17 protein-coding genes are annotated in these 21997 nt (G+C 71.7%); all 17 read right to left on the reverse strand.

Going from position 1 to position 21997, the window contains the following annotated elements; genetic code table 11:
* Window positions 1-89: 89 nt before the first annotated feature.
* Complete coding sequence (gene obgE / locus ACZ7HT_RS01980; RefSeq protein ID WP_471158714.1) at window positions 90-1529, reverse strand: GTPase ObgE; 1440 nt, start codon at window positions 1527-1529, stop codon at window positions 90-92.
* Between the two features lie 112 nt (window positions 1530-1641).
* On the reverse strand, window positions 1642-1896 hold the full coding sequence (rpmA, locus tag ACZ7HT_RS01985; RefSeq protein ID WP_003976205.1) for a 50S ribosomal protein L27: 255 nt from the start codon (window positions 1894-1896) through the stop codon (window positions 1642-1644).
* A gap of 13 nt (window positions 1897-1909) precedes the next feature.
* Complete coding sequence (rplU, locus tag ACZ7HT_RS01990) at window positions 1910-2230, reverse strand: 50S ribosomal protein L21 (protein WP_015033583.1); 321 nt, start codon at window positions 2228-2230, stop codon at window positions 1910-1912.
* A gap of 246 nt (window positions 2231-2476) precedes the next feature.
* Window positions 2477-6283 carry an Rne/Rng family ribonuclease gene (locus tag ACZ7HT_RS01995; RefSeq protein ID WP_471158716.1) on the reverse strand — a complete coding sequence of 1269 codons (3807 nt, stop codon included), beginning with the start codon at window positions 6281-6283 and terminating at the stop codon, window positions 2477-2479.
* Between the two features lie 234 nt (window positions 6284-6517).
* Complete coding sequence (locus ACZ7HT_RS02000; protein ID WP_471158718.1) at window positions 6518-7279, reverse strand: TIGR03936 family radical SAM-associated protein; 762 nt, start codon at window positions 7277-7279, stop codon at window positions 6518-6520.
* A gap of 226 nt (window positions 7280-7505) precedes the next feature.
* A complete protein-coding gene (locus ACZ7HT_RS02005) occupies window positions 7506-8168 on the reverse strand; it encodes a hypothetical protein (protein ID WP_471158720.1) in 663 nt (220 codons plus the stop codon).
* A 61-nt stretch (window positions 8169-8229) separates the two neighbouring features.
* Window positions 8230-10161: a TIGR03960 family B12-binding radical SAM protein gene (locus ACZ7HT_RS02010; RefSeq protein ID WP_359510031.1), complete on the reverse strand. Its 1932-nt coding sequence runs from the start codon at window positions 10159-10161 to the stop codon at window positions 8230-8232.
* Window positions 10162-10213: 52 nt separating this feature from the next.
* Window positions 10214-11758, reverse strand: coding sequence for a CYTH and CHAD domain-containing protein (locus tag ACZ7HT_RS02015; protein ID WP_471158723.1), 1545 nt, complete (start codon window positions 11756-11758; stop codon window positions 10214-10216).
* 19 nt (window positions 11759-11777) lie between these two features.
* Window positions 11778-12977: a rod shape-determining protein RodA gene (gene rodA / locus ACZ7HT_RS02020; protein ID WP_471158725.1), complete on the reverse strand. Its 1200-nt coding sequence runs from the start codon at window positions 12975-12977 to the stop codon at window positions 11778-11780.
* 4 nt (window positions 12978-12981) lie between these two features.
* Window positions 12982-15219, reverse strand: a complete 2238-nt coding sequence (gene mrdA, locus ACZ7HT_RS02025) for a penicillin-binding protein 2 (RefSeq protein ID WP_471158727.1) — start codon at window positions 15217-15219, stop codon at window positions 12982-12984.
* A gap of 66 nt (window positions 15220-15285) precedes the next feature.
* Window positions 15286-15954 (reverse strand): rod shape-determining protein MreD, encoded by a 669-nt coding sequence (gene mreD, locus ACZ7HT_RS02030; RefSeq protein ID WP_471158729.1) that lies wholly within the window; start codon window positions 15952-15954, stop codon window positions 15286-15288.
* A complete protein-coding gene (gene mreC, locus ACZ7HT_RS02035) occupies window positions 15951-16928 on the reverse strand; it encodes a rod shape-determining protein MreC (RefSeq protein ID WP_471158731.1) in 978 nt (325 codons plus the stop codon). The genes mreD and mreC overlap by 4 nt, the downstream gene beginning before the upstream one ends.
* Window positions 16929-17046: 118 nt before the next feature.
* Window positions 17047-18066 (reverse strand): rod shape-determining protein, encoded by a 1020-nt coding sequence (locus ACZ7HT_RS02040; RefSeq protein ID WP_093876113.1) that lies wholly within the window; start codon window positions 18064-18066, stop codon window positions 17047-17049.
* A 217-nt stretch (window positions 18067-18283) separates the two neighbouring features.
* On the reverse strand, window positions 18284-18697 hold the full coding sequence (gene ndk / locus ACZ7HT_RS02045) for a nucleoside-diphosphate kinase (protein WP_388848661.1): 414 nt from the start codon (window positions 18695-18697) through the stop codon (window positions 18284-18286).
* 65 nt (window positions 18698-18762) lie between these two features.
* Entirely contained in the window at window positions 18763-19119 is a 357-nt protein-coding gene (locus tag ACZ7HT_RS02050) for a DUF4233 domain-containing protein (protein ID WP_471158734.1), read from the reverse strand.
* Between the two features lie 5 nt (window positions 19120-19124).
* Entirely contained in the window at window positions 19125-20624 is a 1500-nt protein-coding gene (gene folC, locus ACZ7HT_RS02055) for a bifunctional tetrahydrofolate synthase/dihydrofolate synthase (RefSeq protein ID WP_471158736.1), read from the reverse strand.
* A 108-nt stretch (window positions 20625-20732) separates the two neighbouring features.
* Window positions 20733-21872, reverse strand: coding sequence for a sensor histidine kinase (locus tag ACZ7HT_RS02060; protein ID WP_471158738.1), 1140 nt, complete (start codon window positions 21870-21872; stop codon window positions 20733-20735).
* Between the last annotated feature and the right edge of the window lie 125 nt (window positions 21873-21997).

The following is a 21997-nucleotide window of genomic DNA, read 5'->3' on the forward strand; positions in this document are numbered from 1 at the left end:
CACGTTGGGAGCAAAAACACCGCCATCCCACTGCGGAGCGCATCTAGCCCCCCCCCCCCGGTGCCGTGGCGGGTCGGACCGGGCAGGTCCTAGAACGGGTCGAACTCGTCGTACTCGCGCTCCGGGTCGACGCGCTCCGCCTCGCGGTCGCGGCGGCGCTGGGCCGCCGGGCGGGGGGCCTCCAGACGGTGGTCCTCACCGCGGCGGCCGAGCATCTCGGCGCCGGCCATCATGGTGGGCTCCCAGTCGAAGACGACCGCGTTGTCCTCGGAGCCGATCGCGACGCCGTCGCCCGCGCGGGCACCGGCCTTCATCAGCTGGTCCTCGACGCCGAGGCGGTTGAGGCGGTCGGCCAGGTAGCCCACGGCCTCGTCGTTGTTGAAGTCGGTCTGGCGGACCCAGCGCTCCGGCTTCTCGCCGCGCACCCGGTAGACCTCTTCGTTCTCGTCGTACGTGACGGTGAAGCCCGCGTCGTCGACGGCCTTCGGGCGGATGACGATCCGGGTCGCCTCCTCCTTCGGCTTGGCCGCGCGCGCCTCGGCGACGATGCCGGCGAGGGCGAAGGAGAGCTCCTTCAGACCCGTACGGGCCACGGCGGAGATCTCGAAGACCTGGTAGCCGCGCTCCTCCAGGTCCGGGCGGATCATGTCCGCGAGGTCCTGGCCGTCCGGGATGTCGATCTTGTTGAGGACGACGATCCGGGGCCGGTCCTCCAGGCCGCCGTACTGCTTGAGCTCCTCCTCGATGACGTCGAGGTCGGTGACCGGGTCGCGCTCGGACTCCAGCGTCGCCGTGTCGAGGACGTGGACCAGGACCGAGCAGCGCTCGACGTGGCGGAGGAACTCGAGGCCGAGGCCGCGGCCCTGGCTGGCGCCCGGGATCAGGCCCGGCACGTCGGCGATCGTGTAGACGGTCGAACCGGCCGTGACCACGCCGAGGTTCGGGACGAGCGTGGTGAACGGGTAGTCCGCGATCTTCGGCTTGGCGGCCGACAGGACGGAGATCAGCGAGGACTTGCCGGCGCTCGGGTAGCCCACCAGGGCCACGTCGGCGACGGTCTTGAGCTCCAGGACGATGTCGCGGGCCTCGCCGGGCTCGCCGAGGAGCGCGAAGCCGGGGGCCTTGCGGCGGGCCGAGGCCAGCGCGGCGTTGCCGAGGCCACCACGGCCGCCCTGGCCGGCGATGAAGGTGGTGCCCTCGCCGACCAGGTCGGCGAGGACGTTGCCCCGCTTGTCGAGGACGACGGTGCCGTCGGGCACGGTCAGGACCAGGTCCTGGCCGTCCTTGCCGGAGCGGTTGTCGCCGGCGCCGGGCTGACCGTTGGTCGCCTTGCGGTGCGGGGAGTGGTGGTACTCGAGGAGGGTGGTGACCGACTGGTCGACGACCAGGATCACGTCGCCGCCGCGCCCGCCGTTGCCGCCGTCGGGGCCGCCGAGCGGCTTGAACTTCTCCCGGTGGACGGAGGCGCAGCCGTGGCCTCCGTTACCCGCGGCGACGTGCAGCTCGACGCGGTCCACGAAGGTGGTCATGGTTGTGCCTCCAGAGAATTACTTACGTGCGGAATGTCTATCTAGTAACACGCGAAAGGCGGACCCGCTTCCCGGTCCGGGAAGTGAGGTCCGCCTCCGCAAAGAGTTCCGATCAGGCGACCGGAACGATGTTCACGACCTTGCGGCCACGGTGGGTGCCGAACTGCACCGCACCGGCCTGCAGGGCGAACAGCGTGTCGTCGCCGCCACGGCCGACGCCCGCGCCCGGGTGGAAGTGGGTGCCACGCTGGCGGACCAGGATCTCACCCGCGTTGACGGCCTGACCGCCGAAGCGCTTCACGCCGAGCCGCTGGGCATTGGAGTCGCGCCCGTTCCGGGTGGACGATGCGCCCTTCTTGTGTGCCATGTCTCAGTCCCTCTTACTTCGCAGCCGCGGGGATACCGGTGACCTTGATCGCCGTGTACTGCTGACGGTGACCCTGGCGACGGCGGTAGCCGGTCTTGTTCTTGTAGCGCAGGATGTCGATCTTGGCGCCCTTGTGGTGGTCCACGACCTCGGCCGTGACCTTGATACCGGCCAGGACCCACGGGTCGCTGGTCACGGCGTCGCCGTCGACAACGAGCAGGGTCGAGAGCTCGACCGTGTCGCCAACCTTGGCAGTGGAAATCTTGTCAACCTCAACGATGTCGCCGACAGCAACCTTGTGCTGGCGACCACCGCTGCGCACGATGGCGTACACGCGGATCTCTCTCTCACTCGGGATCGAAACCTCTGAAGCCAGCCGCTCACACGGGCCCGGGGGCCCGCGGCGTTCCGGAATCGGACGAGCGGCCTCTCCCGACGAGCGGGAGGGAGGTGCTCAGAGGCGCGGCGCATCGATAGACACGCCGACGGTCTAGGTTACGGGCGGCTGCCGCAGAGGGTCAAATTCGCCCGTGTGGTGCGGGCCGCCCTCGAAGGAGGGGCAGCGGCCCGCACCGGCCGGTCAGTCCTGGGCCGGGGCGGCGGTCTTCTCCGCCGTCTTCTTGGCCGGGGCCTTCTTGGCGGTGGTCTTCTTCGCCGCCGTCTTCTTGGTCGCCGCCGTCTTCTTGGTGGCGGCCTTCTTGGCGGTGGTCTTCTTCGCCGCGGTCTTGCGCGCCGCCGTCTTCTTGACGGGGGCGGGCTCGGCCTCGGCGGCCTCGGCCGGGGCCGTGGTCACCACGACGACGGCCGCCTCCTCGGCGCCCGAGGGCGAACCGGCGGGAGCGGTGGCCTTGCGGACCACCCGGCGACGGGCACGCGGCGGGGCGGCCACGGGGGCCTCCTCGACGACCGGCTCGACGACGGCCTCGGCGGCGGGCTCGGCCACCGGCTCCGGCGCCACGACGGGCTCCGGCTCCGGGGCGGCCTCGACGACGACCGGCTCGGTGACGACCTCGGCGGCCGCGTCCGTGGTCGAGACGACCGGGGACGTGACCCGACGGGTGGCACGGCGACGGCCGCGCGGCGCCGGGGCGGCGGTCTCCTCGACCACCGACTCGACCACCGGCTCGACGACGGGTTCGGCCACCGGGGCGGCCACCGGCGCGGGCTTCACGACGGGCGCCGGCTCGAAGTCGACACCCTCCGTCTCCACGACCGCCGGGACGACGGGCGTCGAGGCGACCGGCGCGGACACCCGGCGGGTGGCGCGACGACGGCCACGACCGCGCGTGGCGGCGGCCTCCGCCTCGGCGGCGGAGCCGTACAGCTCCTCGTCCGGGGCGATCGGCACCGGCACGGCCACCGGGGCGGCCAGCTCCGCGGCGACCTCGGCCTCGGTCTCGGCCTCGGCGGTCTCCGCCTCCAGCTCCGCGGCCTCGGCGTGCTCGTGCTCGTGGACGTGCTCGGCGCCGCCGCGGCCGCGCTTCTTCGAGCGCTTGCCGCCGCCACCGCCACCGGCGGTGGCCGGCTGCTCCATGTGGACGATGACACCGCGGCCGTTGCAGTGGACGCAGGTCTCGGAGAAGGACTCCAGGAGGCCCTGGCCGACCCGCTTGCGGGTCATCTGCACCAGACCGAGCGAGGTGACCTCGGCCACCTGGTGCTTGGTCCGGTCCCGGCCCAGGCACTCCAGGAGACGGCGCAGCACCAGGTCGCGGTTGGACTCCAGGACCATGTCGATGAAGTCGATGACGACGATGCCGCCCAGGTCGCGCAGGCGCAGCTGGCGGACGATCTCCTCGGCCGCTTCGAGGTTGTTCCTCGTCACGGTCTCTTCGAGGTTGCCGCCCTGACCGGTGAACTTGCCGGTGTTGACGTCGACGACGACCATCGCCTCGGTCTTGTCGATCACCAGCGAGCCGCCGCTCGGCAGCCAGACCTTGCGGTCGAGCGCCTTCATCAGCTGCTCGTCGATCCGGTACGTCGCGAAGACGTCGACCTCGCTGGTCCACTTGGACAGACGGTCGGCCAGGTCGGGCGCGACGTGCGAGACGTACCCGTGGATGGTCTCCCACGCGTCGTCGCCGCTGACGATGACCTTCGAGAAGTCCTCGTTGAAGATGTCGCGGACGACCCGGACGGTCATGTCCGGCTCGCCGTAGAGCAGGCTCGGCGCGGACGTCGAGATCTGCGCGGCCTTCTTCTGGATGTCGGCCCACTGCGCCTGCAGGCGCTCGACGTCACGGCGCAGCTCGTCCTCGCTCGCGCCCTCGGCGGCGGTGCGCACGATGACGCCCGCGTCCTCGGGGACGATCTTCTTGAGGATGGTCTTCAGGCGGGCGCGCTCGGTGTCCGGGAGCTTGCGGCTGATGCCGGTCATCGAGCCCTCGGGGACGTACACGAGGTAGCGGCCCGGGAGGGAGACCTGGCTGGTCAGACGCGCGCCCTTGTGGCCGATCGGGTCCTTCGTGACCTGCACGAGGACCGACTGGCCGGACTTGAGGGCGGCCTCGATGCGGCGCGGCCCGTTGGCCATGCCGAGCGCCTCGAAGTTGACCTCACCGGCGTACAGGACGGCGTTGCGGCCCTTGCCGATGTCGACGAAGGCGGCCTCCATGGACGGCAGCACGTTCTGGACCTTGCCCAGGTAGACGTTGCCGACGTACGAGGTGGCCTGCTCCTTGTTGACGTAGTGCTCGACGAGCACGTTGTCTTCCAGGACGCCGATCTGGGTGCGCTCGCCGTTCTGGCGGACGACCATGACGCGCTCGACGGCCTCGCGGCGGGCCAGGAACTCGGCCTCGGTGATGATCGGGACGCGGCGGCGGCCCTGCTCGCGGCCTTCGCGGCGGCGCTGCTTCTTGGCCTCCAGGCGGGTCGAGCCCTTGATGGACTGGACCTCGTCGGACGGCTCGGTCTTCTCGCGGGCCGGGCGCGGCTCGCGGACCTTGACGACCGTACGGACGCCGTCCTCCTCGCCCGCCTCGACGTCGGCGGAGGCGTCCCCGCTGCGACGGCGGCGACGGCGGCGGCGACGGGAGCTGCTGGAACCGCCGGCGTAGGCCTCGGCGTCCTCCGGCTCCTCCTCGCCTTCCTCGGTCTCCTCGGCCTCGTCCTCGGCGTGCGGCTCCTCGCCCTCCTCGGTCTCCTCGACCTCGGTGAGCTCGCCGCGACGGCGGCGGCGGCCGCCACGGCGGCGACGGCGGGACGGACGGTCCTCGTACTCGTCCGTCTCCTCGGCCTCCTCGACCTCGTCCACCTCGTCGGCGACGGCCTCGACCTCGGGCTCGTCGGCGACGGTGGCCGGGACGGGCTCGACGGCGACGGGCTCGCCACGACGGCGACGGCGGCGGCGGGAGCCGGACTCGGCGCGCTCGGCGGTCTCGGTCTCGACGACCTCGACGACCTCGGCGGCCTCGACCGTCTCGACGGTCTCCTCCTCCGGCTCCTCGACCACGGCGGCGGCCATGGCGGCGGTCTCCGGGGTCTGGAACATCGGCTCCGCGAAGACCGGGGCCTGGAAGACGGCGACGGCGGGGCGCGCGGCGCGGCGCGTCTCGCGGGCCGGGGCCGGCTCGGAGGTGAACTGCGGCGAGGTGGCGCGGCGGCGGCCGCGGCCACGGGTGGCGGCGGTCTCGGCGGCGGCGACCTCGGCCTCGTCGGCGGCGATCTGCTCGACGGCGGCCTGGGGCAGCGACTCGCCGGTGGCGGCCGTCTCGACGACCGGCTCGGGCGAGGCGGCCTTACGGGTGGCACGGCGGCGGGTACGGGCCGGGGCGGCCTCGGGGGCCTCCTCCACGACCTCGGCGACCGGCTCGGCGACAGCGGCCGGGGCCACGGCCACGGTCTCCTCGGCGGCAGCGGGCGCGCCGGCCGGAGCGGTGGCCTTACGGGTGGCACGGCGGCGGGTACGGGCGGGGGCGGCCTCGGGGGCCTCCTCCACGGCCTCGACCGCTTCCACGGCCTCGGCGACGGGCTCGGCGACCGGCTCGGCGGCGGCCGGGGAGGTCACCGGCGCGGTGGCCTTACGGGTGGCACGGCGGCGGGTACGGGCCGGGGCGGCCTCGGGGGCCTCTTCGACGACCGACTCGGCAGCGACCACCGGTTCGGCGGCCGGAGCGGCAGCGACCACGGGCTCCGCGGCTTCCTCAGCGACCACTGCCGCGGTGGCCTTACGGGTGGCCCGGCGGCGGGTACGCGGCGCGGGGGCGGCCTCGGCCTCGACCGGGGCGGCCTCCACGGCGGGGGCCTCGGCGGCCGCCGGGGTCTCCGTGGTCTCGGCGGTCGCGTCCGTCACCGGCGGACCGGCCGGCCGGGAAGCGGCGCGGCGCCTGCGGCGCGGCGGCAGCTTGTCACCGGGGGCGTTGGTGTCTTCGTTGGACTCGAGCATGCGGGGTTTCTCCCGTCACGCTCCCGGGCGCCGCGCCTGGTTCCGGTCCGGCGGCACGGTCGCGCCTGTGGCGCGGTGCCGCCGTCCGGGGCGCGGGCGCCGCACGGGAGCTCTAGGTCTGGCTCGCCGGTTCCGTACGCCCTGTGCGGACGGCCTGGCGAAAGTCTCCTGGTCTGTGCGCTGCCCGACCCAGGTGGCTCCCGAGTACCAGGGCGGCGCTACGACGACCGCTCCCTACGCGGAACCGGCACCCGGCGCCGTCGCTGAGGCAGCTGCCTCGCGGTCGGGCGCGAGCGGGTCGGTCACCGTGCCGGACTCCTCGTCGAAGAGCCCCTGCGCCAGCCTGGTCACCGCAGCGGGGACCGGCGGCGCCAGGTCGGCCACAGCTCGGAGACCGGACAGGACGTCGTCGGGTCGCACGGCAGGTGTCACGTGCCGAACAACCAGCCGCAGTATCGCACAGGCGCTGTCGAGCGGCCTATCACCCTGGGGATCGCCCTGGGGACGGGCCGCCGTCAGCTCGGTGACGGCGGAACGGGCGTCGAAGGTGCGGACTCCGTTCTTGGTCTTGCGCTGTACTTCCACCGTCTCGGCCGCGAGAAACGCCTCGATGGCCTTCTCCGCGTCCTCGACCGTGACGCCTTCGAGCCGCAGCTCCCACACGGAGGCGGTGAGCCGGTCGGCGAGACCCGAGGTCCGGGCCTCGACGGCGTCGGTGATGTCGAGGCCGGCCGGAAGGGACTCGTCGAGCAGGACCCGCAGGGTCTCCGGGTCACGCGTCTCGGTGAGCGCGATCTCCAGGTACTCGGCCTCGGAGCCCGTGCCCGTCGGGGCGGCGTTGGCGTACGACACCTTCGGGTGCGGGGTGAAGCCCGCCGAGTACGCCATGGGCACCTCGGCACGGCGCAGCGCACGCTCGAAGGCGCGCTGGAAGTCACGGTGGCTGGTGAACCGGAGGCGGCCGCGCTTGGTGTAGCGCAGTCGGATGCGCTGCACCGCCGGTGCGGGCGGCGGGCCTTCGGGCTGTCGCTTGCCCAGTGGTTCTTCTCCTCGATGCGGGGCGGCGCGGCTGGCGCCGTCCACGAGATGTACGGGCCCTGGGGGTCCCGCCCGGTTCACCCCCGCTTCCGCGGGGAGATCTCGGGGGCGGGCGCCACGCCGGGGACGTTCGTTGTACTACCCAGAGTACGCGCCCGGGCCGCCTCCGGTTCCCCGGGCTCGGTCAGCGGGGTCCGCCGAAGAGGGCGAGGCGGAGCTCGCGGGCGGCGGCGCGGACGGCCCGGGCGGCGACGGCGACGGGCGCCCACACCCAGGTGCGCAGCCAGTGGCCGACGGGCGTGAGGATCACCCGGTACGTCCAGGCGAGGGGGCGCCCGACCAGGTTCCACAGCACCCAGCCGACGGCACGCCCGAGGGCCCGGGAGATCTGGCCGGCCACTCCCCAGGCCCAGGCGACCGCGACGCCGACCGCCCGGCCGACCGGCGCGAGCACGTACCGCCAGAGCCAGGTCAGCGGGGTGACGAGCAGCAGGTCGACGACCCACCAGACGGCCTTGGCCACGGGGAGGAGGACCCGGCGCCCGAGCCACTTCAGGGGCGTGACGACCAGCAGGTCGGTCACCCACCAGAGGGCCCGGCCGACCGGGGCGAGCACCCACTCCCACAGGAACCGCAGCGGAACGACGACCAGGTGGTGGATCAGCCACCCGAGGGCCCGGCCGACCGGGGCGAGGACCCGGCGCCACAGCTGCGTGAGGCACCAGCCGAGCGCGTCCCAGACCAGCCGTACCGGCAGGACGACCACCAGGGCGATGGCGCGCGCCACCCCCGTGAGACACCCCGCGGGCTCGTTCTGGGGCTGCGACCTGGCCTTCTCCGTGTTCATGCCGGAAATGACGCGACGGCCCGGCAAAGGGTTTCCCCTTCGCCGGGCCGTCACTCAAGCGTTACTGATTGACGACCGTCAGCGGCAGCAGCTTCTTGCCGGTCGGGCCGATCTGGATGTGCGTGTCCATCTGCGGGCAGACGCCGCAGTCGAAGCACGGGGTCCAGCGGCAGTCCTCGACCTCGGTCTCGTCGAGGGCGTCCTGCCAGTCCTCCCAGAGCCAGTCCTTGTCGAGGCCCGAGTCCAGGTGGTCCCAGGGCAGGACCTCCTCGTAGGTGCGCTCGCGGGTGGTGTACCAGGCGACGTCCACGCCGACCTCGGGCAGCGTCTTCTCGGCGCAGGCCATCCAGCGGTCGTACGAGAAGTGCTCGCGCCAGCCGTCGAAGCGGCCGCCGTCCTCGTACACCGCGCGGATGACCGCGCCGAGGCGGCGGTCGCCGCGGGAGAGGAGGCCCTCGACGATGCCGGGCTTGCCGTCGTGGTAGCGGAAGCCGATCGAGCGGCCGTACTTCTTGTCGCCGCGGATCTTGTCGCGGAGCTTGCGCAGGCGCTCGTCCGTCTCCTCGGCCGACAGCTGCGGGGCCCACTGGAAGGGGGTGTGCGGCTTGGGGACGAAGCCGCCGATGGAGACGGTGCAGCGGATGTCGTTCTGGCCGGAGACCTCGCGGCCCTTGGCGATGACGTTGATCGCCATGTCGGCGATCTGGAGGACGTCCTCGTCGGTCTCCGTCGGCAGGCCGCACATGAAGTACAGCTTCACCTGACGCCAGCCGTTGCCGTACGCGGTGGCGACGGTACGGATGAGGTCCTCTTCCGAGACCATCTTGTTGATGACCTTGCGCATGCGCTCGGAGCCGCCCTCGGGGGCGAAGGTCAGGCCGGAGCGGCGGCCGTTCCTCGTGAGCTCGTTCGCCAGGTCGACGTTGAACGCGTCGACGCGGGTCGAGGGGAGGGACAGGCCGATCTTGTCCTCCTCGTACCGGTCCGCCAGGCCCTTCGCGATGTCGGCGATCTCGGTGTGGTCCGCGGAGGACAGGGAGAGGAGGCCGACCTCCTCGAAGCCCGTCGCCTTGAGGCCCTTCTCGACCATCTCGCCGATGCCGGTGATGCTTCGCTCCCGCACGGGGCGCGTGATCATGCCGGCCTGGCAGAAGCGGCAGCCGCGGGTGCAGCCGCGGAAGATCTCGACGGACATGCGCTCGTGGACGGTCTCCGCGAGCGGGACGAGGGGCTGCTTGGGGTACGGCCACTCGTCGAGGTCCATGACGGTGTGCTTCGAGACGCGCCACGGCACGCCGGAGCGGTTCGGGACGACACGGCCGATGCGGCCGTCCGGGAGGTACTCGACGTCGTAGAACGCCGGGATGTAGACGGCGCCGGTCTTCGCGAGGCGGAGGAGGACCTCCTCGCGGCCGCCGGGCCGGCCCTCGGCCTTCCAGGCGCGGATGATCTCGGTCATGTCGAGGACGGCCTGCTCGCCGTCGCCGATGATCGCCGCGTCGATGAAGTCCGCGATCGGCTCGGGGTTGAAGGCGGCGTGGCCGCCGGCGAGCACGATCGGGTGGTCGATCGTCCGGTCCTTCGACTCCAGCGGGATGCCCGCCAGGTCCAGGGCCGTGAGCATGTTCGTGTAGCCGAGCTCGGTGGAGAAGCTCAGGCCGAAGACGTCGAACGCGCCGACGGGGCGGTGGCTGTCGACCGTGAACTGCGGCACGTCGTGCTCGCGCATCAGCTCTTCGAGGTCCGGCCACACGCTGTAGGTGCGCTCGGCGAGGACGCCCTCGCGCTCGTTCAGTACCTCGTAGAGGATCATGACGCCCTGGTTGGGCAGACCGACCTCGTACGCGTCCGGGTACATCAGCGCCCAGCGGACGTCGGCGGACTCCCACGGCTTGACCGTGGAGTTCAGCTCTCCACCGACGTACTGAATCGGCTTCTGCACGTGCGGGAGCAGAGCTTCGAGCTGCGGGAAGACAGACTCGGCAGCAGACATCTCGAACCTTCGTGAGCTGGCAGGGGGGCGACTCTCAAGCGTACCCCGGTGCTCAGCGGGTCAGCGCCGCCGTGAGTTCCGGGCCCCCGGCGCGGGCCCAGACCTCCGGGAGCTCCCGCTCGATCTCGGCGGCCGCGGCCTCCTCGCGGCCGTAGAGAAGTCCCCAGGTGAAGGCCGATTCGCCGGCGCCGTGGGCCTGGATCGCGCAGTCGCGGAGGGCGGTGCGGGCGACGACGGCGTCCTGGTGTTCTCCGAGGAGGGTCTGGACGGCCTTGACGCGCTTGGCGAGCTTCCTGGCGGGCTTGCCGAGGGTGGGGCGGGCCGCCTCGGCGGCGTAGCGGGCGCGTTTGGCGGCCTTGCGGGCCTCGTGGAGGGCGAGGTCCCGCTCGTGGCCGGGGTCCAGGGCGAGGGCGTGTTCGATCCGGCCGCCGAGGCGGTCGTGGTCCTTGCGGACGGCGCGGGCGAGGACCGTGCGGGCGTCGCGGCGGGCGGCCTTGCGCAGCGGCGGGTCGGCGAGGAGCGCGGCGAGGGTGTCGAGGAGGGCGAGGTGGCGGTCGGAGTCGAGGGCGGCGAGGGCCTGGTGCCGGGCGTTCCCGGCGAGGGCGGCGTCCCGGCGGGACAGCCGGGCCTCGACGGGGCCGAGGGTGAGGGTGGGAGGCAGGTCGGCGAGGCGGGCGCGCAGGCGGGCGTCGAGGACCTCCTGGTCGCGGGCGACGCCGAGCTCCCCGGCGAGCCATTTCAGTTCGTCGCCGACGGGGTCGGTGACGGTCCGGTCGAGGACCCGGCGGTAGGTCTTGAAGGCGCTGCGCATCCGGCGGCAGGCGACCCGCAGTTGGTGGACGGCGTCGGGCAGGTCGCGCCGCACGGCGGGGTCGAGCGCGACGATCGCGTCGGCCTGTTCCCGTACGTAGGCGAGGACGGCGGCTCCGGACGTACCGGGTTTCCCGGAGGTTCCGGCGGCGCCGGGTTTGCCTTGGTCGGGGGCCACTTCCGGTTCCCGGCCCGTCTCCGCCAGGGCGCGGGCCAGTTTCGACGGTGCCGCCGACGGATGGATACCCGCCTCCTTGAGGTGCTTCTCGATGGCGTCGAGGAGGGCGGGGTCGTCCACGTCGTCGGCGAGTTCCACCTCGATCTCCGTCCAGGTGGCCACCGGTCCGTCGGGCAGGCGTTCGGCGTGGACGGTGTCGACGGAGAGTTCGGCGAGGGGGGTGCCGTCGGCGGCGAGCAGCCGGCGGACGTCGCGGGCGGAGCGGAGGCGGACGACGGGGACGATCTCGGCGTGCCGGACGCGGGAGCGCAGGAGCTCCGCGAGCTCGCCCGGCAGGGTGTCGCTCAGCGGGGCTCTGATCTCGTCGCGGATTCCGGCGGCGACGGGGAACTTCACGTGCCAGCCGGCGTCGCTCCCGCCGGTGCGGCGGCGGAGGGTGACCTCGTCGGCCGCGAGCCGGAGGTCGGGGGTGTCGTGGTAGACGGCGTCGAGTTCCGTGACGCCGTCGTCGACGGCCTCCGCCACTCCGGCGACCCGGGTGAGGTCCGGCAGCGGAGTCTCCCCCGTGGCTTCGTACTTCCGCTCGATCTCACGCTTCGTCTCGGCCATACCTCGAATCTAGTCGCGGTCAGGCCGTCATCGGGCGCTGTACGCGAATCGACTGGAGAAGTCCGATCGCCACCCAGACGGCGAACATCGACGAGCCTCCGTAGGAGACGAACGGCAACGGCAGGCCGGCGACGGGCATGATGCCGAGGGTCATGCCGATGTTCTCGAAGGCCTGGAAGGCGAACCAGGCGATGATGCCGGCCGCGACGATCGTGCCGTAGAGCTCGGTGGTCTCGCGGGCGATCCGGCAGGAGCGCCAGAGGATGACGCCGAGCAGGACGAGGATCAGGCCGGCGCCGACGAAGCCGAGTTCCTCGCCCGCGACGGTGAAGACGAAGTCGGTCTGCTGTTCGGGGACGAACTGGCCCGTCGTCTGCGAGCCCTTGAAGAGGCCCGCGCCGAGGAGGCCGCCGGAGCCGATGGCGATGCGGGCCTGGTTGGTGTTGTAGCCGACGCCGGCGGGGTCGAGGTCGGGGTTGGCGAAGGCCGCGAAGCGGTTGATCTGGTACTCGTCGAGCATGCCGAGCGCGGTGACGAGGACCGCGCCGAGGATGCCGGCGCCGATGAGGCCGAGGACCCAGCGGTTGGAGGCGCCGGAGGCGAGGAGGACGCCGAGGACGATGACGGCCATGACCATCACGGACCCGAGGTCGGGCATCAGCATGACGATGCCCATGGGGAGCGCGGCGAGGCCGAGGGCCTTGGCGACGGTGCGGTGGTCGGGGTGGAGCTGGTCGCCGGCGTCGACCTTGGCGGCGAGCAGCATCGCCATGACCAGGATGATCGTGATCTTCACGAACTCGCTGGGCTGGAGGGAGAAGCCGCCGCCGACGACGATCCACGCGTGGGCGCCGTTGATGGTGGCGCCGAGCGGGGTGAGGACGGCGAGGATCAGCACGATCGAGAGGCCGTAGAGGATCGGCACCGCGCCGCGCAGGGTGCGGTGGCCGAGCCAGATCGTGCCGATCATCAGGGCGAGGCCGATGCCGGTGTTGAGCAGGTGCCGGAAGAGGAAGTAGTACGGGTCGCCCTGGTTGAGCTCGGTGCGGCCGCGGGTGGCGGACCAGACGAGCAGCGAGCCGATGCCGGAGAGGGCGAGCGCCGACAGCAGGATGGGCCAGTCGAGCCGGCGGAGCACCGAGTCGCGGGCGGCCAGCTTGGCGAGGGTGCCGCGCTCGGGTGCGTACCGGGAGACGGAGAAGCCGTGGGGTGCGGTCATCGGTTCAGAGCCTCCCGCGGTGGGCGGGCGGGCCCGCCAGCTGGTTGTCGTCCGGCTTCCTGGCGGGCGTCGTGGGGTCGGCCGGCGGCTGGGTGCCGTCGGGCTTCGGCTTCGTCTCGTCGACCTTCTGGGCCTCGGGATCGTACGGCGTGATCTTCGGCGCGTCGATGGAGCCGTCGGCCTCGATCTTCGGCAGGGTCTTCTGCGGCTGCGGCAGCAGGGCCCGCTTGAGGTCCTGGTTGCCGGCGTCGTCGAGTCCGTAGAGCGCGTCGTAGATGTTGCGCACGGCGGGGCCGGAGGCGCCGGAGCCGGTACCACCCTGGGCGATCGTCATGATGATCGCGTAGTCCTTGGTGTACGTGGCGAACCAGGAGGTCGTCTGCTTGCCGTAGACCTCGGCGGTACCCGTCTTGGCGTGCATCGGGATCTTGTCCTGCGGCCAGCCGCCGAATCGCCAGGCGGCCGTTCCGCGGGTGGCGACTCCCGCGAGGGCTTCGTCTATCAAGTCGCGGGTGTCCTTGTCGAAGGGCAGCTTGCCGTGCGACTTGGGCGCGATCTCGCGTACGTTCTTGCCGTCGGGGCTGATGACGGCCTTGCCGACGGTGGGGTTCCACAGGGTGCCGCCGTTGGAGATGGCGGAGTAGATGGTGGCCATCTGGATGGGGGTGACGAGGGTGTCGCCCTGTCCGATGGAGTAGTTGACGGAGTCACCGGCGCGCATCAGGTTGCCTTCGAGGCAGTTCTCGTACGAGAGCTGCTGGACGTAGGTGCCGCCCTTCTTGCCGTACTTGCACCACCAGTCCTTGTTGTCCTCCCAGAACTTCTGCTTCCACTGGCGGTCGGGGACGCGGCCGGAGACCTCGTTGGGGAGGTCGATGCCGGTCTCGGCGCCGAGGCCGAACTGGTGGGCGGTCTTGTAGAACCAGTCCCCCGGGTTCTTCTTCGGCTTCATCCCGCCGTCCTTGATCCACTGCTGGTGGGCGAGGGCGTAGAAGACGGTGTCGCAGGAGACTTCGAGGGCGCGGCCGAGCGAGATCGGGCCGTGGTTCTGCGATTCGAAGTTCTTGAAGACCTGGTTGCCGATGGAGTACGAACTGGTGCACGGGTAGCGGCCGTCGAAGTCGTAGCCCGCGTTGACGGCGGCGGTGGTCGAGATGACCTTGAAGATGGAGCCGGGGGCGGCCTGGCCCTGGATGGCCCGGTTGAGGAGCGGGAAGTTGGAGTCCTTGCCGGTGAGGGCGGAGTAGTCCTTGGCGGAGATGCCGCCGACCCAGGCGTTGGGGTCGTAGTCGGGCTGCGAGGCCATGGCGACGATGCGGCCGGTCTTGGCCTCCATGACGACGACGGCGCCGGAGTCGGCCTTGTAGTTCTCGTTGGTGTTCCTGTCGACGACCTTGCGGGCCTCGACCATCGCGTTGTGCAGCTCCCATTCGGCGACCGCCTGCACGCGGGCGTCGATGGAGGTGACGACGTTGGCGCCGGGCACGGCCGGGTCGTTCTTGGCCTGGCCGATGACCCGGCCGAGGTTGTCGACCTCGTAGCGGGTGACGCCGGCCTTGCCGCGCAGCTCCTTGTCGTAGGTGCGCTCCAGGCCGGAGCGGCCGACCTGGTCGGAGCGGAGGAACGGCGACTCGGTGTCCTTGGCCTTCTCGATCTCGGCGTCGGTGACGGGCGAGAGGTAGCCGAGGACCTGCGAGGTGCGGGACTTGCCGGGGGCCGGGTAGCGGCGGACGGCGGTGGGTTCGGCGGTGATGCCGGGGAAGTCCTCGGCGCGCTCGCGGATCTGGAGGGCCTGCTGGGTGGTGGCCTCGTCGGTGACGGGGATCGGCTGGTAGGGCGAACCGTTCCAGCAGGGCTTGGGCGTCTTGGAGTCGCAGAGCCGGATCTTGTTGACGACCTCGTCGGACTTCATGTCGAGGACGTCGGCGAGCCGGGTCAGGACGGCCTTGCCGCGGTCCTTCATCTTCATGAGCTCGGTGCGGGACGCGGAGACCACGAGCCGGGTCTCGTTGTCGGCGAGCGGGACGCCGCGGGCGTCGAGGAGCGAGCCGCGGACGGCGGGCTGGACGACCTGCTGGACGTGGTTGTTCTTCGCCTCGTCCGTGTACTCCTTGCCGTTGCGGATCTGGAGGTACCAGAGCCGGCCCCCCAGCGTGAGCAGCAGGGAGAAGACGAGGATCTGGATGACGACGAGCCGGATCTGGACCCGGGGGGTCCGTCCCGTCTCGGGGATGTTGGTCATGCTGCCGGGGCCCCCTCGGTCACGGTCGCTCGGCTCCCTTGCTGCGTCCGGTGACGCGTCCGGTCGTCACAGTCGCTTGACTCCCTTGATGCGCCCGGCGCGTGAGGCGCGGCTCCGCGCGGCCTTCACGCGCAGGCCGCCGCGCTGGGTGCCGATCCGCAGGCCCGTGCCGGAGGAGAGCCAGCCGGAGGCGACGTCGGAGCCGTTGCCGCCGCCGGCGTCGGCGAGCGGGTCGTTCTCCGCGCGGCGGGCGATCGCCATGATGAGCGGCACCGTGAAGGGCGCGAGGAGCAGGTCGTAGACGACCGCGGTGAACAGCAGGAACCCGAGGCCGACATGGCGGGCGGCGGTGTCGCCGACGAGGGCGCCCACGCCCGCGTAGAGGAGCGTGGAGCCGACGGCCGCGGCGACGACGGTGGCCATGGGGCCGGTCGCGGAGGTCAGCCGGCCGTTCTCCGGCCTCGCGAGGCCGACGAGGTAGCCGATGACGCAGAGCACGAGGGCGTAGCGGCCGGCGGCGTGGTCGGCGGGCGGGGCGAGGTCGGAGAGGAGGCCGGCGGTGAAACCGATGAGGGAGCCGCTGACGGGTCCGTAGACGAGGGCGAGGCCGACGACGGTCAGGAGGACGAGGTCGGGGACGGCTCCGGGGAGTTGGAGGCGGGCGAGGACGGAGACCTGGACGACCAGGGCCACCACGATCAGGGTGGCGGAGAGGAGGATGCGGTTGAACTTCACGGTGTCACGCCCCCCTGGTCCTGCGGTGCCTGCTGGTTCTGCTGGTCGGTCTGCTGTCCGTCCGGTGGTGTCGCTGTCGGTGTGACCGTGACGGTGACGGTCGGGGCCGGCTTGGGCTTCTGCGGCAGGACCGTGTCGCGCGGGTCGGACGTCGGCGCCTGGACGACGACGCCGACGATGTCGAGCTTGGTGAAGCCGACGTACGGGCGGACGTAGATGTTGCGGGTCAGGCCGCCGGCCGCCGGGTCGACGCGGACGACCTGGCCGACGGGGACGCCGGGCACGAAGGGCTTGTCGGCGCGCGAGCCGAAGGTGACGAGCCGGTCGCCGGGCTTGACCTTGGCCTTGCCGTTGAGGAGCTGGACGAGGAGGGGGCTGTCGCCCTGGCCGGTGGCGAAGCCGAGTTCGTCGCTCTTCTCCATGCGGGTGCCGACGGTGAAGTCGGGGTCGCTGGCGAGGAGGACGGTGGAGGTGGAGGGGCCGACGGTGGTGACCCGGCCGACGAGCCCGGAGCCGTTGAGCACGGTCATGTCCCGGGTGATGCCGTCGCGGGCGCCGACGTCGATGGTGACGGTCCAGGAGAAGCCCTGGGCCGCTCCTATGGCGATGACCTGGGCGCCCTTGATGCCGTACTGGCCGGCGCCGGCGGTCTTGAGCATGGCGTCGAGCTCGCGCAGCCGGTTGCGGTTGCGGTCGTCGCTGCCGAGCTTCGCCTTGAGTTCGGCGTTCTCCTTCTCCAGGGCGGCGATCCGCGTGTGCCGCTCGCCGGAGTCCCGTACCGCGCCTATGGCGTTGCCGACGGGATCGACGGCGGCCGCCACACCCTTCTCGACCGGCCCGAAGACCGCCGCTGCGGCCTGTCGGGCACCGTCGACGGGTGACTCCTGGCCGCCGCGGATGTCCACCGTGATCAGTGCGAACGCGATGGCGATCAGCAGCACCAGGAGCAGCCGGCTCTCTCGTGTGTCCCTCACGTGCGGCGGCCGTGCCTTTCCTCGTGGTTCGGTTGTTCGGCTGTACGAGTGAAGCTGTACGGATTGAGCTGTACGGGTGGAGCGGTACGGGTGAGGCCGTACGGGTGGAGCGGTGTCGCTAGCGGCGCGGCTGGGCGTCCAGGACCTGCTGGAGGGCCTCGAACTCCTCCACGCACTTGCCGGAGCCGAGGGCCACCGAGTCCAGCGGGTCCTCGGCGATGTGGATCGGCATGCCGGTCTCGCGGCGGAGGCGCTCGTCGAGGCCGCGGAGCAGGGCGCCGCCACCCGTGAGAACGATGCCGCGGTCCATGACGTCACCGGAGAGCTCCGGCGGGCACTTGTCGAGGGTGGTCTTCACCGCGTCGACGATCGCGTTGACGGGCTCCTCGATGGCCTTGCGGACCTCGGCCGCGGAGATGACCACGGTCTTGGGCAGACCGGAGACGAGGTCGCGGCCGCGGATCTCGGTGTGCTCGTCCTTGTCGAGGTCGTACGCGGAGCCGATGGTGATCTTGATCTGCTCGGCGGTGCGCTCACCGAGGAGGAGCGAGTACTCCTTCTTGATGTGCTGGATGATCGCGTTGTCCAGCTCGTCGCCGGCCACCCGGATGGACTGTGCCGTGACGATTCCTCCGAGGGAGATGACGGCGACCTCGGTGGTGCCGCCGCCGATGTCGACGACCATGTTGCCGGTGGCCTCGTGGACGGGGAGGCCCGCGCCGATGGCCGCCGCCATGGGCTCTTCGATGATGTGGACCTGACGGGCGCCGGCCTGGGTCGAGGCCTCGATGACGGCGCGGCGCTCGACTCCGGTGATGCCGGAGGGCACGCAGACGACGACGCGGGGGCGGGCCAGGTAGCGGCGCTTGTGGATCTTCAGGATGAAGTAGCGGAGCATCCGCTCGGTGATCTCGAAGTCCGCGATCACACCGTCCTTGAGCGGACGCACGGCGACGATGTTGCCGGGGGTCCGGCCGATCATCTTCTTCGCCTCGGCGCCGACCGCGAGGATGCCCCCGGTGTTGGTGTTGATGGCGACGACCGACGGCTCGTTCAGAACGATGCCTCGACCCCTGACGTACACCAGCGTGTTGGCGGTCCCGAGGTCGACAGCCATGTCACGGCCGATGAACGACATTGAGTTCCCCTTGATTTCCCATGGCTGAGAGTGGTGCGGCGTGGAGTTTTCCATCGTAGTGCCGCCCGCACGGATGGGCGCGCGGTGGTCCACCTCTGTACAGGTGACGGCAGGACGCGGCGATCCGTTCCCGGGATTGGCGTTCATATGCCTGGGGGCGACCGAAATTCCTTCGGCCGCCCCACAGGGTGCTTCGTTCGGCTGACCGCTGGTCAGATCAGACGAGACCCGGGAAGAAGATCTTCAGCTCGCGCGCGGCGGACTCCTCCGAGTCCGAGGCGTGGATCAGGTTCTCCCGGACGATGGTGCCGAAGTCGCCCCGGATGGAGCCCGGCGCGGCGGCGATCGGGTCGGTCGGGCCGGCCAGCGTGCGCAGGCCCTCGATGACCCGCTCGCCCTCGACGACGAGCGCGACGACCGGGCCGGACTGCATGAACCCCATCAGCGGCTCGTAGAAGGGCTTGCCCTTGTGCTCGCCGTAGTGCTGCTCCAGCGTGTCCTGGTCCAGCGTGCGCAGCTCCAGGGCCGTGATGGTCCAGCCGGCCTTGCGCTCGATGCGGCCGATGACCTCGCCGATCAGGCCACGGCGGACGGCGTCGGGCTTGAGCAGGACGAGCGATCGCTGGCTCACGGGGGAACTCCTTCGGAAAAGCGGTGTGCGGGACTCCGAGGCTACAGGGCCCCCACGGTCCGCGATTACGCAGCGTCAGGCCCTGCCGAGGCCTGCGCGGCGGCCCAGCTCGCCTTCACCTCGTCGATCCGCCGCCCGTAGTGCACCGAGGCCCACCACAGACCGGCGAAGACCGCGCCGAGGAAGAACATCGTCGGGACGAAGAAGCCGCTGAGGATCAGCCCGATCTGCAGGGCCCAGCCCAGCTGCACCCCGCCGGGCCGGGTGATCATCCCGCACAGCAGCACGGAGACGAGCATGGCCGCACCGCAGACCCACCAGACGGTGGACGTCGCGAGGCTGTCGTCCTTCATGGCGACGAGACCGGCGAAGCCGATCACGAAGAACTCGCCGATCAGCGTCGAGGAACAGAGCACACGCATCGGGTTCAGCCCCTTCGCAGCAGCAGCCGGGCGTCGCCGACCGTGAAGATCGAACCGGTCACGAGGACACCCGCGCCGCCGTACTCGCCCTCTTCCTCCGCGAGGGTGATGGCCGCCTCGATCGCGTCGGGCAGCCGCGGCTCGACGACGACCCGGTCCTCGCCGAAGACCTCGACCGCGGTCGCGGCGAGCGCGTCCACGTCGGTGGCCCGCGGGTTGGAGTTCGCGGTGATCACGACCTCCGCGAAGATCGGCTCGAAGGCCTCCAGGAGACCCTTCGCGTCCTTGTCGCCGCTCGTGGAGACCACGCCGATGAGCCGGGAGAAGCCGAAGGCCTCGCTGACGCCCTCCGCCGTGGCCCGCGCGCCGTGCGGGTTGTGCGCGGCGTCCAGGATGACGGTCGGCGAGGAGCGGACGATCTCCAGACGGCCCGGCGAGGCCACCTGGGCGAAGGCCCGGCGGACGGTGTCGAGGTCCAGGGTCCTGGCGTGCTCCGCGCCGATCCCGAAGAAGGCCTCGACCGCCGCGAGCGCCACCGCCGCGTTGTGCGCCTGGTAGGCGCCGTGCAGCGGCAGGTAGACGTTGTCGTACTCGCCGCCCAGGCCGCGCAGGGTGAGGAGCTGGCCGCCGACCGCGACCTCGCGGGAGACGACGCCGAACTCCATGCCCTCACGGGCCACGGTCGCGTCCGTCTCGACGGCCTTCTTCAGCAGCACCTGGGCCGCGTCGACCGGCTGCTGGGCCAGGATGACCGTCGAGCCCTGCTTGATGATCCCGGACTTCTCGGCCGCGATCTCGGCGGTCGTCGCGCCGAGCCGGTCGGTGTGGTCGAGGTCGATGGGGGTGACGACGGCGACGGAGGCGTCGATGACGTTCGTCGCGTCCCAGGTGCCGCCCATGCCGACCTCGACGACGGCCACGTCGACCGGGGCGTCCGCGAACGCGGCGTACGCCATGCCGGTGATGACCTCGAAGAAGGAGAGCCGGTACTCCTCGCGGGCGTCGACCAGCTCCACGTACGGCTTGACGTCCTGGTACGTCTCGATGAACCGCTCGGCGGAGATCGGGGCGCCGTCCAGGCTGATCCGCTCGGTGATGCTCTGCACGTGCGGCGAGGTGTAGCGCCCGGTGCGCAGCTCGAAGGCGCCGAGCAGGGCCTCGATCATGCGGGCCGTCGACGTCTTGCCGTTGGTGCCGGTGATGTGGATCGAGGGGTACGCGCGCTGCGGCTCGCCGAGGACGTCCATCAGGGCCGCGATCCGGGTGACGGAGGGCTCCAGCTTGGTCTCGCCCCAGCGCGTGGACAGCTCGGTCTCGACCTCGCGCAGCGCCTTCTCCACCTCGGGGTCCTCGGGGCGGCTGGGCACGGGGTCGCCCTGCGGCGATCCGCCCTGCGTGCGCAGGGTGCGGCTGCCGGCCTCGATCACCGCCAGGTCGGGGTCGCGGTTCGTCTCTTCGTCGACGATGTCGTCGAACTGGTCATTCGGGTCGCTCGGCTCGCTCACGGGGCCAGTCTACGGAGCGGCACCGACAGGACATCGGACCCACCCCATTCGGGACTTTCGGCCCGAGGCGGTCTGGAGCCGCTCCGCCCCTGATCCGCCGGACAGGCCCTAGCGGTCCAGGCCCGTCGGGAGCAGCGCCGTCACGGCGTACGTGCCGCTCTCCCGGCGGGCCTTCAGGGTGCCGCCCATGCTGGTGACCCGCTCCTCCATGGAGACCAGGCCGGTGCCGGTCGAGACGGGCGACGGGTCCGGCGGGCTCTTCGGCAGCGGGTTGCGGACCTCGATCCGCAGGTCGGGCCCCTCGACCGTGATCGCGACGGTCACCGGGAGGCCCGGGGCGTGCTTGGCGGCGTTCGTCAGGCACTCCTGGACGACGCGGTGGACGGCGGCCTGCCGGAGCGGGGACAGCGCCTTGGCCTCCTCGGCGACCGTCAGCTCGACGGGGCCGCCCATGCGCTCGCTCTCCCCGGCGAGTTCGGGGAGCCCTTCGAGGCCGGGCGTCGCGGCGTCCCGGTCGGCGCGGCGCACGATCGTCTCGTTGAGCATGAGGTGGGCGCGCCGGGCGGTGTCCGCGAGCTCCTCGAAGTCCTTCTGGTGGGCCTCTCCCCTGGCCCGTACGGCGAGGACCTCGGCCCGTACCGCGAGGACGGTGAGCTCGCGGCCGACCAGGTCGTGGACGTCACGGCCGACGGAGATCCGCTCCTCCTGCACGGCCTGCCGGGCGGCGGCCTCGCGGCGCTGGGCCTCCAGGGCGCGGACGAGGTCCGTCCGGTACGCGGCGATGCCGACGCCGGCCGCGAGGACGCCGATCGGGACGACGAGGCTCAGGAAGTCGCTGACGGTCTCGCCGTGCTCGGCGGGCCAGCCGGGCGTCAGGAAGTAGCCGTACGCCACGGCGACGTACAGCAGGGTCGCGGTGATCGCGGCGCGCCGTCCCCGGTAGCGGCCGATCGAGTACAGCGCGAACTGGATCATGGTCAGTTCGTGCAGCCAGCCCATCAGGCCGAGCGCGACGACGTACGGGACCCAGGGCAGCCGCCGCCGGAGCACCAGCGTGGCCGCCCCGCCGGCGAGGACGAGGGTCGCGGTGACGCCGGTGAGGGAGTTGTCGGCGCGGGCGAGCCCCGGCACGTCCAGGACCATCAGGCCGAAGGCGAAGAGCGCGGCGACGACGTCGAGGGCGCGGGGCGAGACCGCCCACCGGTCCACGCAACGGCGGAGCGCGGGGACGGAGGGGAGGCGGGGCATGCCCTCCATCATCCAGGGTCTTTCGTCCCGGCGCCGTGGACCTGAAGTCCCGTCTGATGTGAGTTAAGGCACTTGGCCCGAATTGACGGTGTACATCTGGAAATACGGAAGGGCCCGGAACCGTC

The sequence above is a fragment of the Streptomyces sp. NPDC037410 genome, assembly GCF_055602235.1.

Bases quoted from the DNA above. Each gene is read 5' to 3' on its own strand.
- ACZ7HT_RS02060 (WP_471158738.1), bottom strand. From the start codon at position 21,872: ATGCCCCGCCTCCCCTCCGTCCCCGCGCTCCGCCGTTGCGTGGACCGG.
- ACZ7HT_RS01995 (WP_471158716.1), bottom strand. From the start codon at position 6,283: ATGCTCGAGTCCAACGAAGACACCAACGCCCCCGGTGACAAGCTGCCG.
- mrdA (WP_471158727.1), bottom strand. From the start codon at position 15,219: ATGACCAACATCCCCGAGACGGGACGGACCCCCCGGGTCCAGATCCGG.
- ACZ7HT_RS02010 (WP_359510031.1), bottom strand. From the start codon at position 10,161: ATGTCTGCTGCCGAGTCTGTCTTCCCGCAGCTCGAAGCTCTGCTCCCG.
- rodA (WP_471158725.1), bottom strand. From the start codon at position 12,977: ATGACCGCACCCCACGGCTTCTCCGTCTCCCGGTACGCACCCGAGCGC.
- ACZ7HT_RS02005 (WP_471158720.1), bottom strand. From the start codon at position 8,168: ATGAACACGGAGAAGGCCAGGTCGCAGCCCCAGAACGAGCCCGCGGGG.
- obgE (WP_471158714.1), bottom strand. From the start codon at position 1,529: ATGACCACCTTCGTGGACCGCGTCGAGCTGCACGTCGCCGCGGGTAAC.
- rpmA (WP_003976205.1), bottom strand. From the start codon at position 1,896: ATGGCACACAAGAAGGGCGCATCGTCCACCCGGAACGGGCGCGACTCC.
- ACZ7HT_RS02050 (WP_471158734.1), bottom strand. From the start codon at position 19,119: ATGCGTGTGCTCTGTTCCTCGACGCTGATCGGCGAGTTCTTCGTGATC.
- ACZ7HT_RS02015 (WP_471158723.1), bottom strand. From the start codon at position 11,758: ATGGCCGAGACGAAGCGTGAGATCGAGCGGAAGTACGAAGCCACGGGG.
- ACZ7HT_RS02040 (WP_093876113.1), bottom strand. From the start codon at position 18,066: ATGTCGTTCATCGGCCGTGACATGGCTGTCGACCTCGGGACCGCCAAC.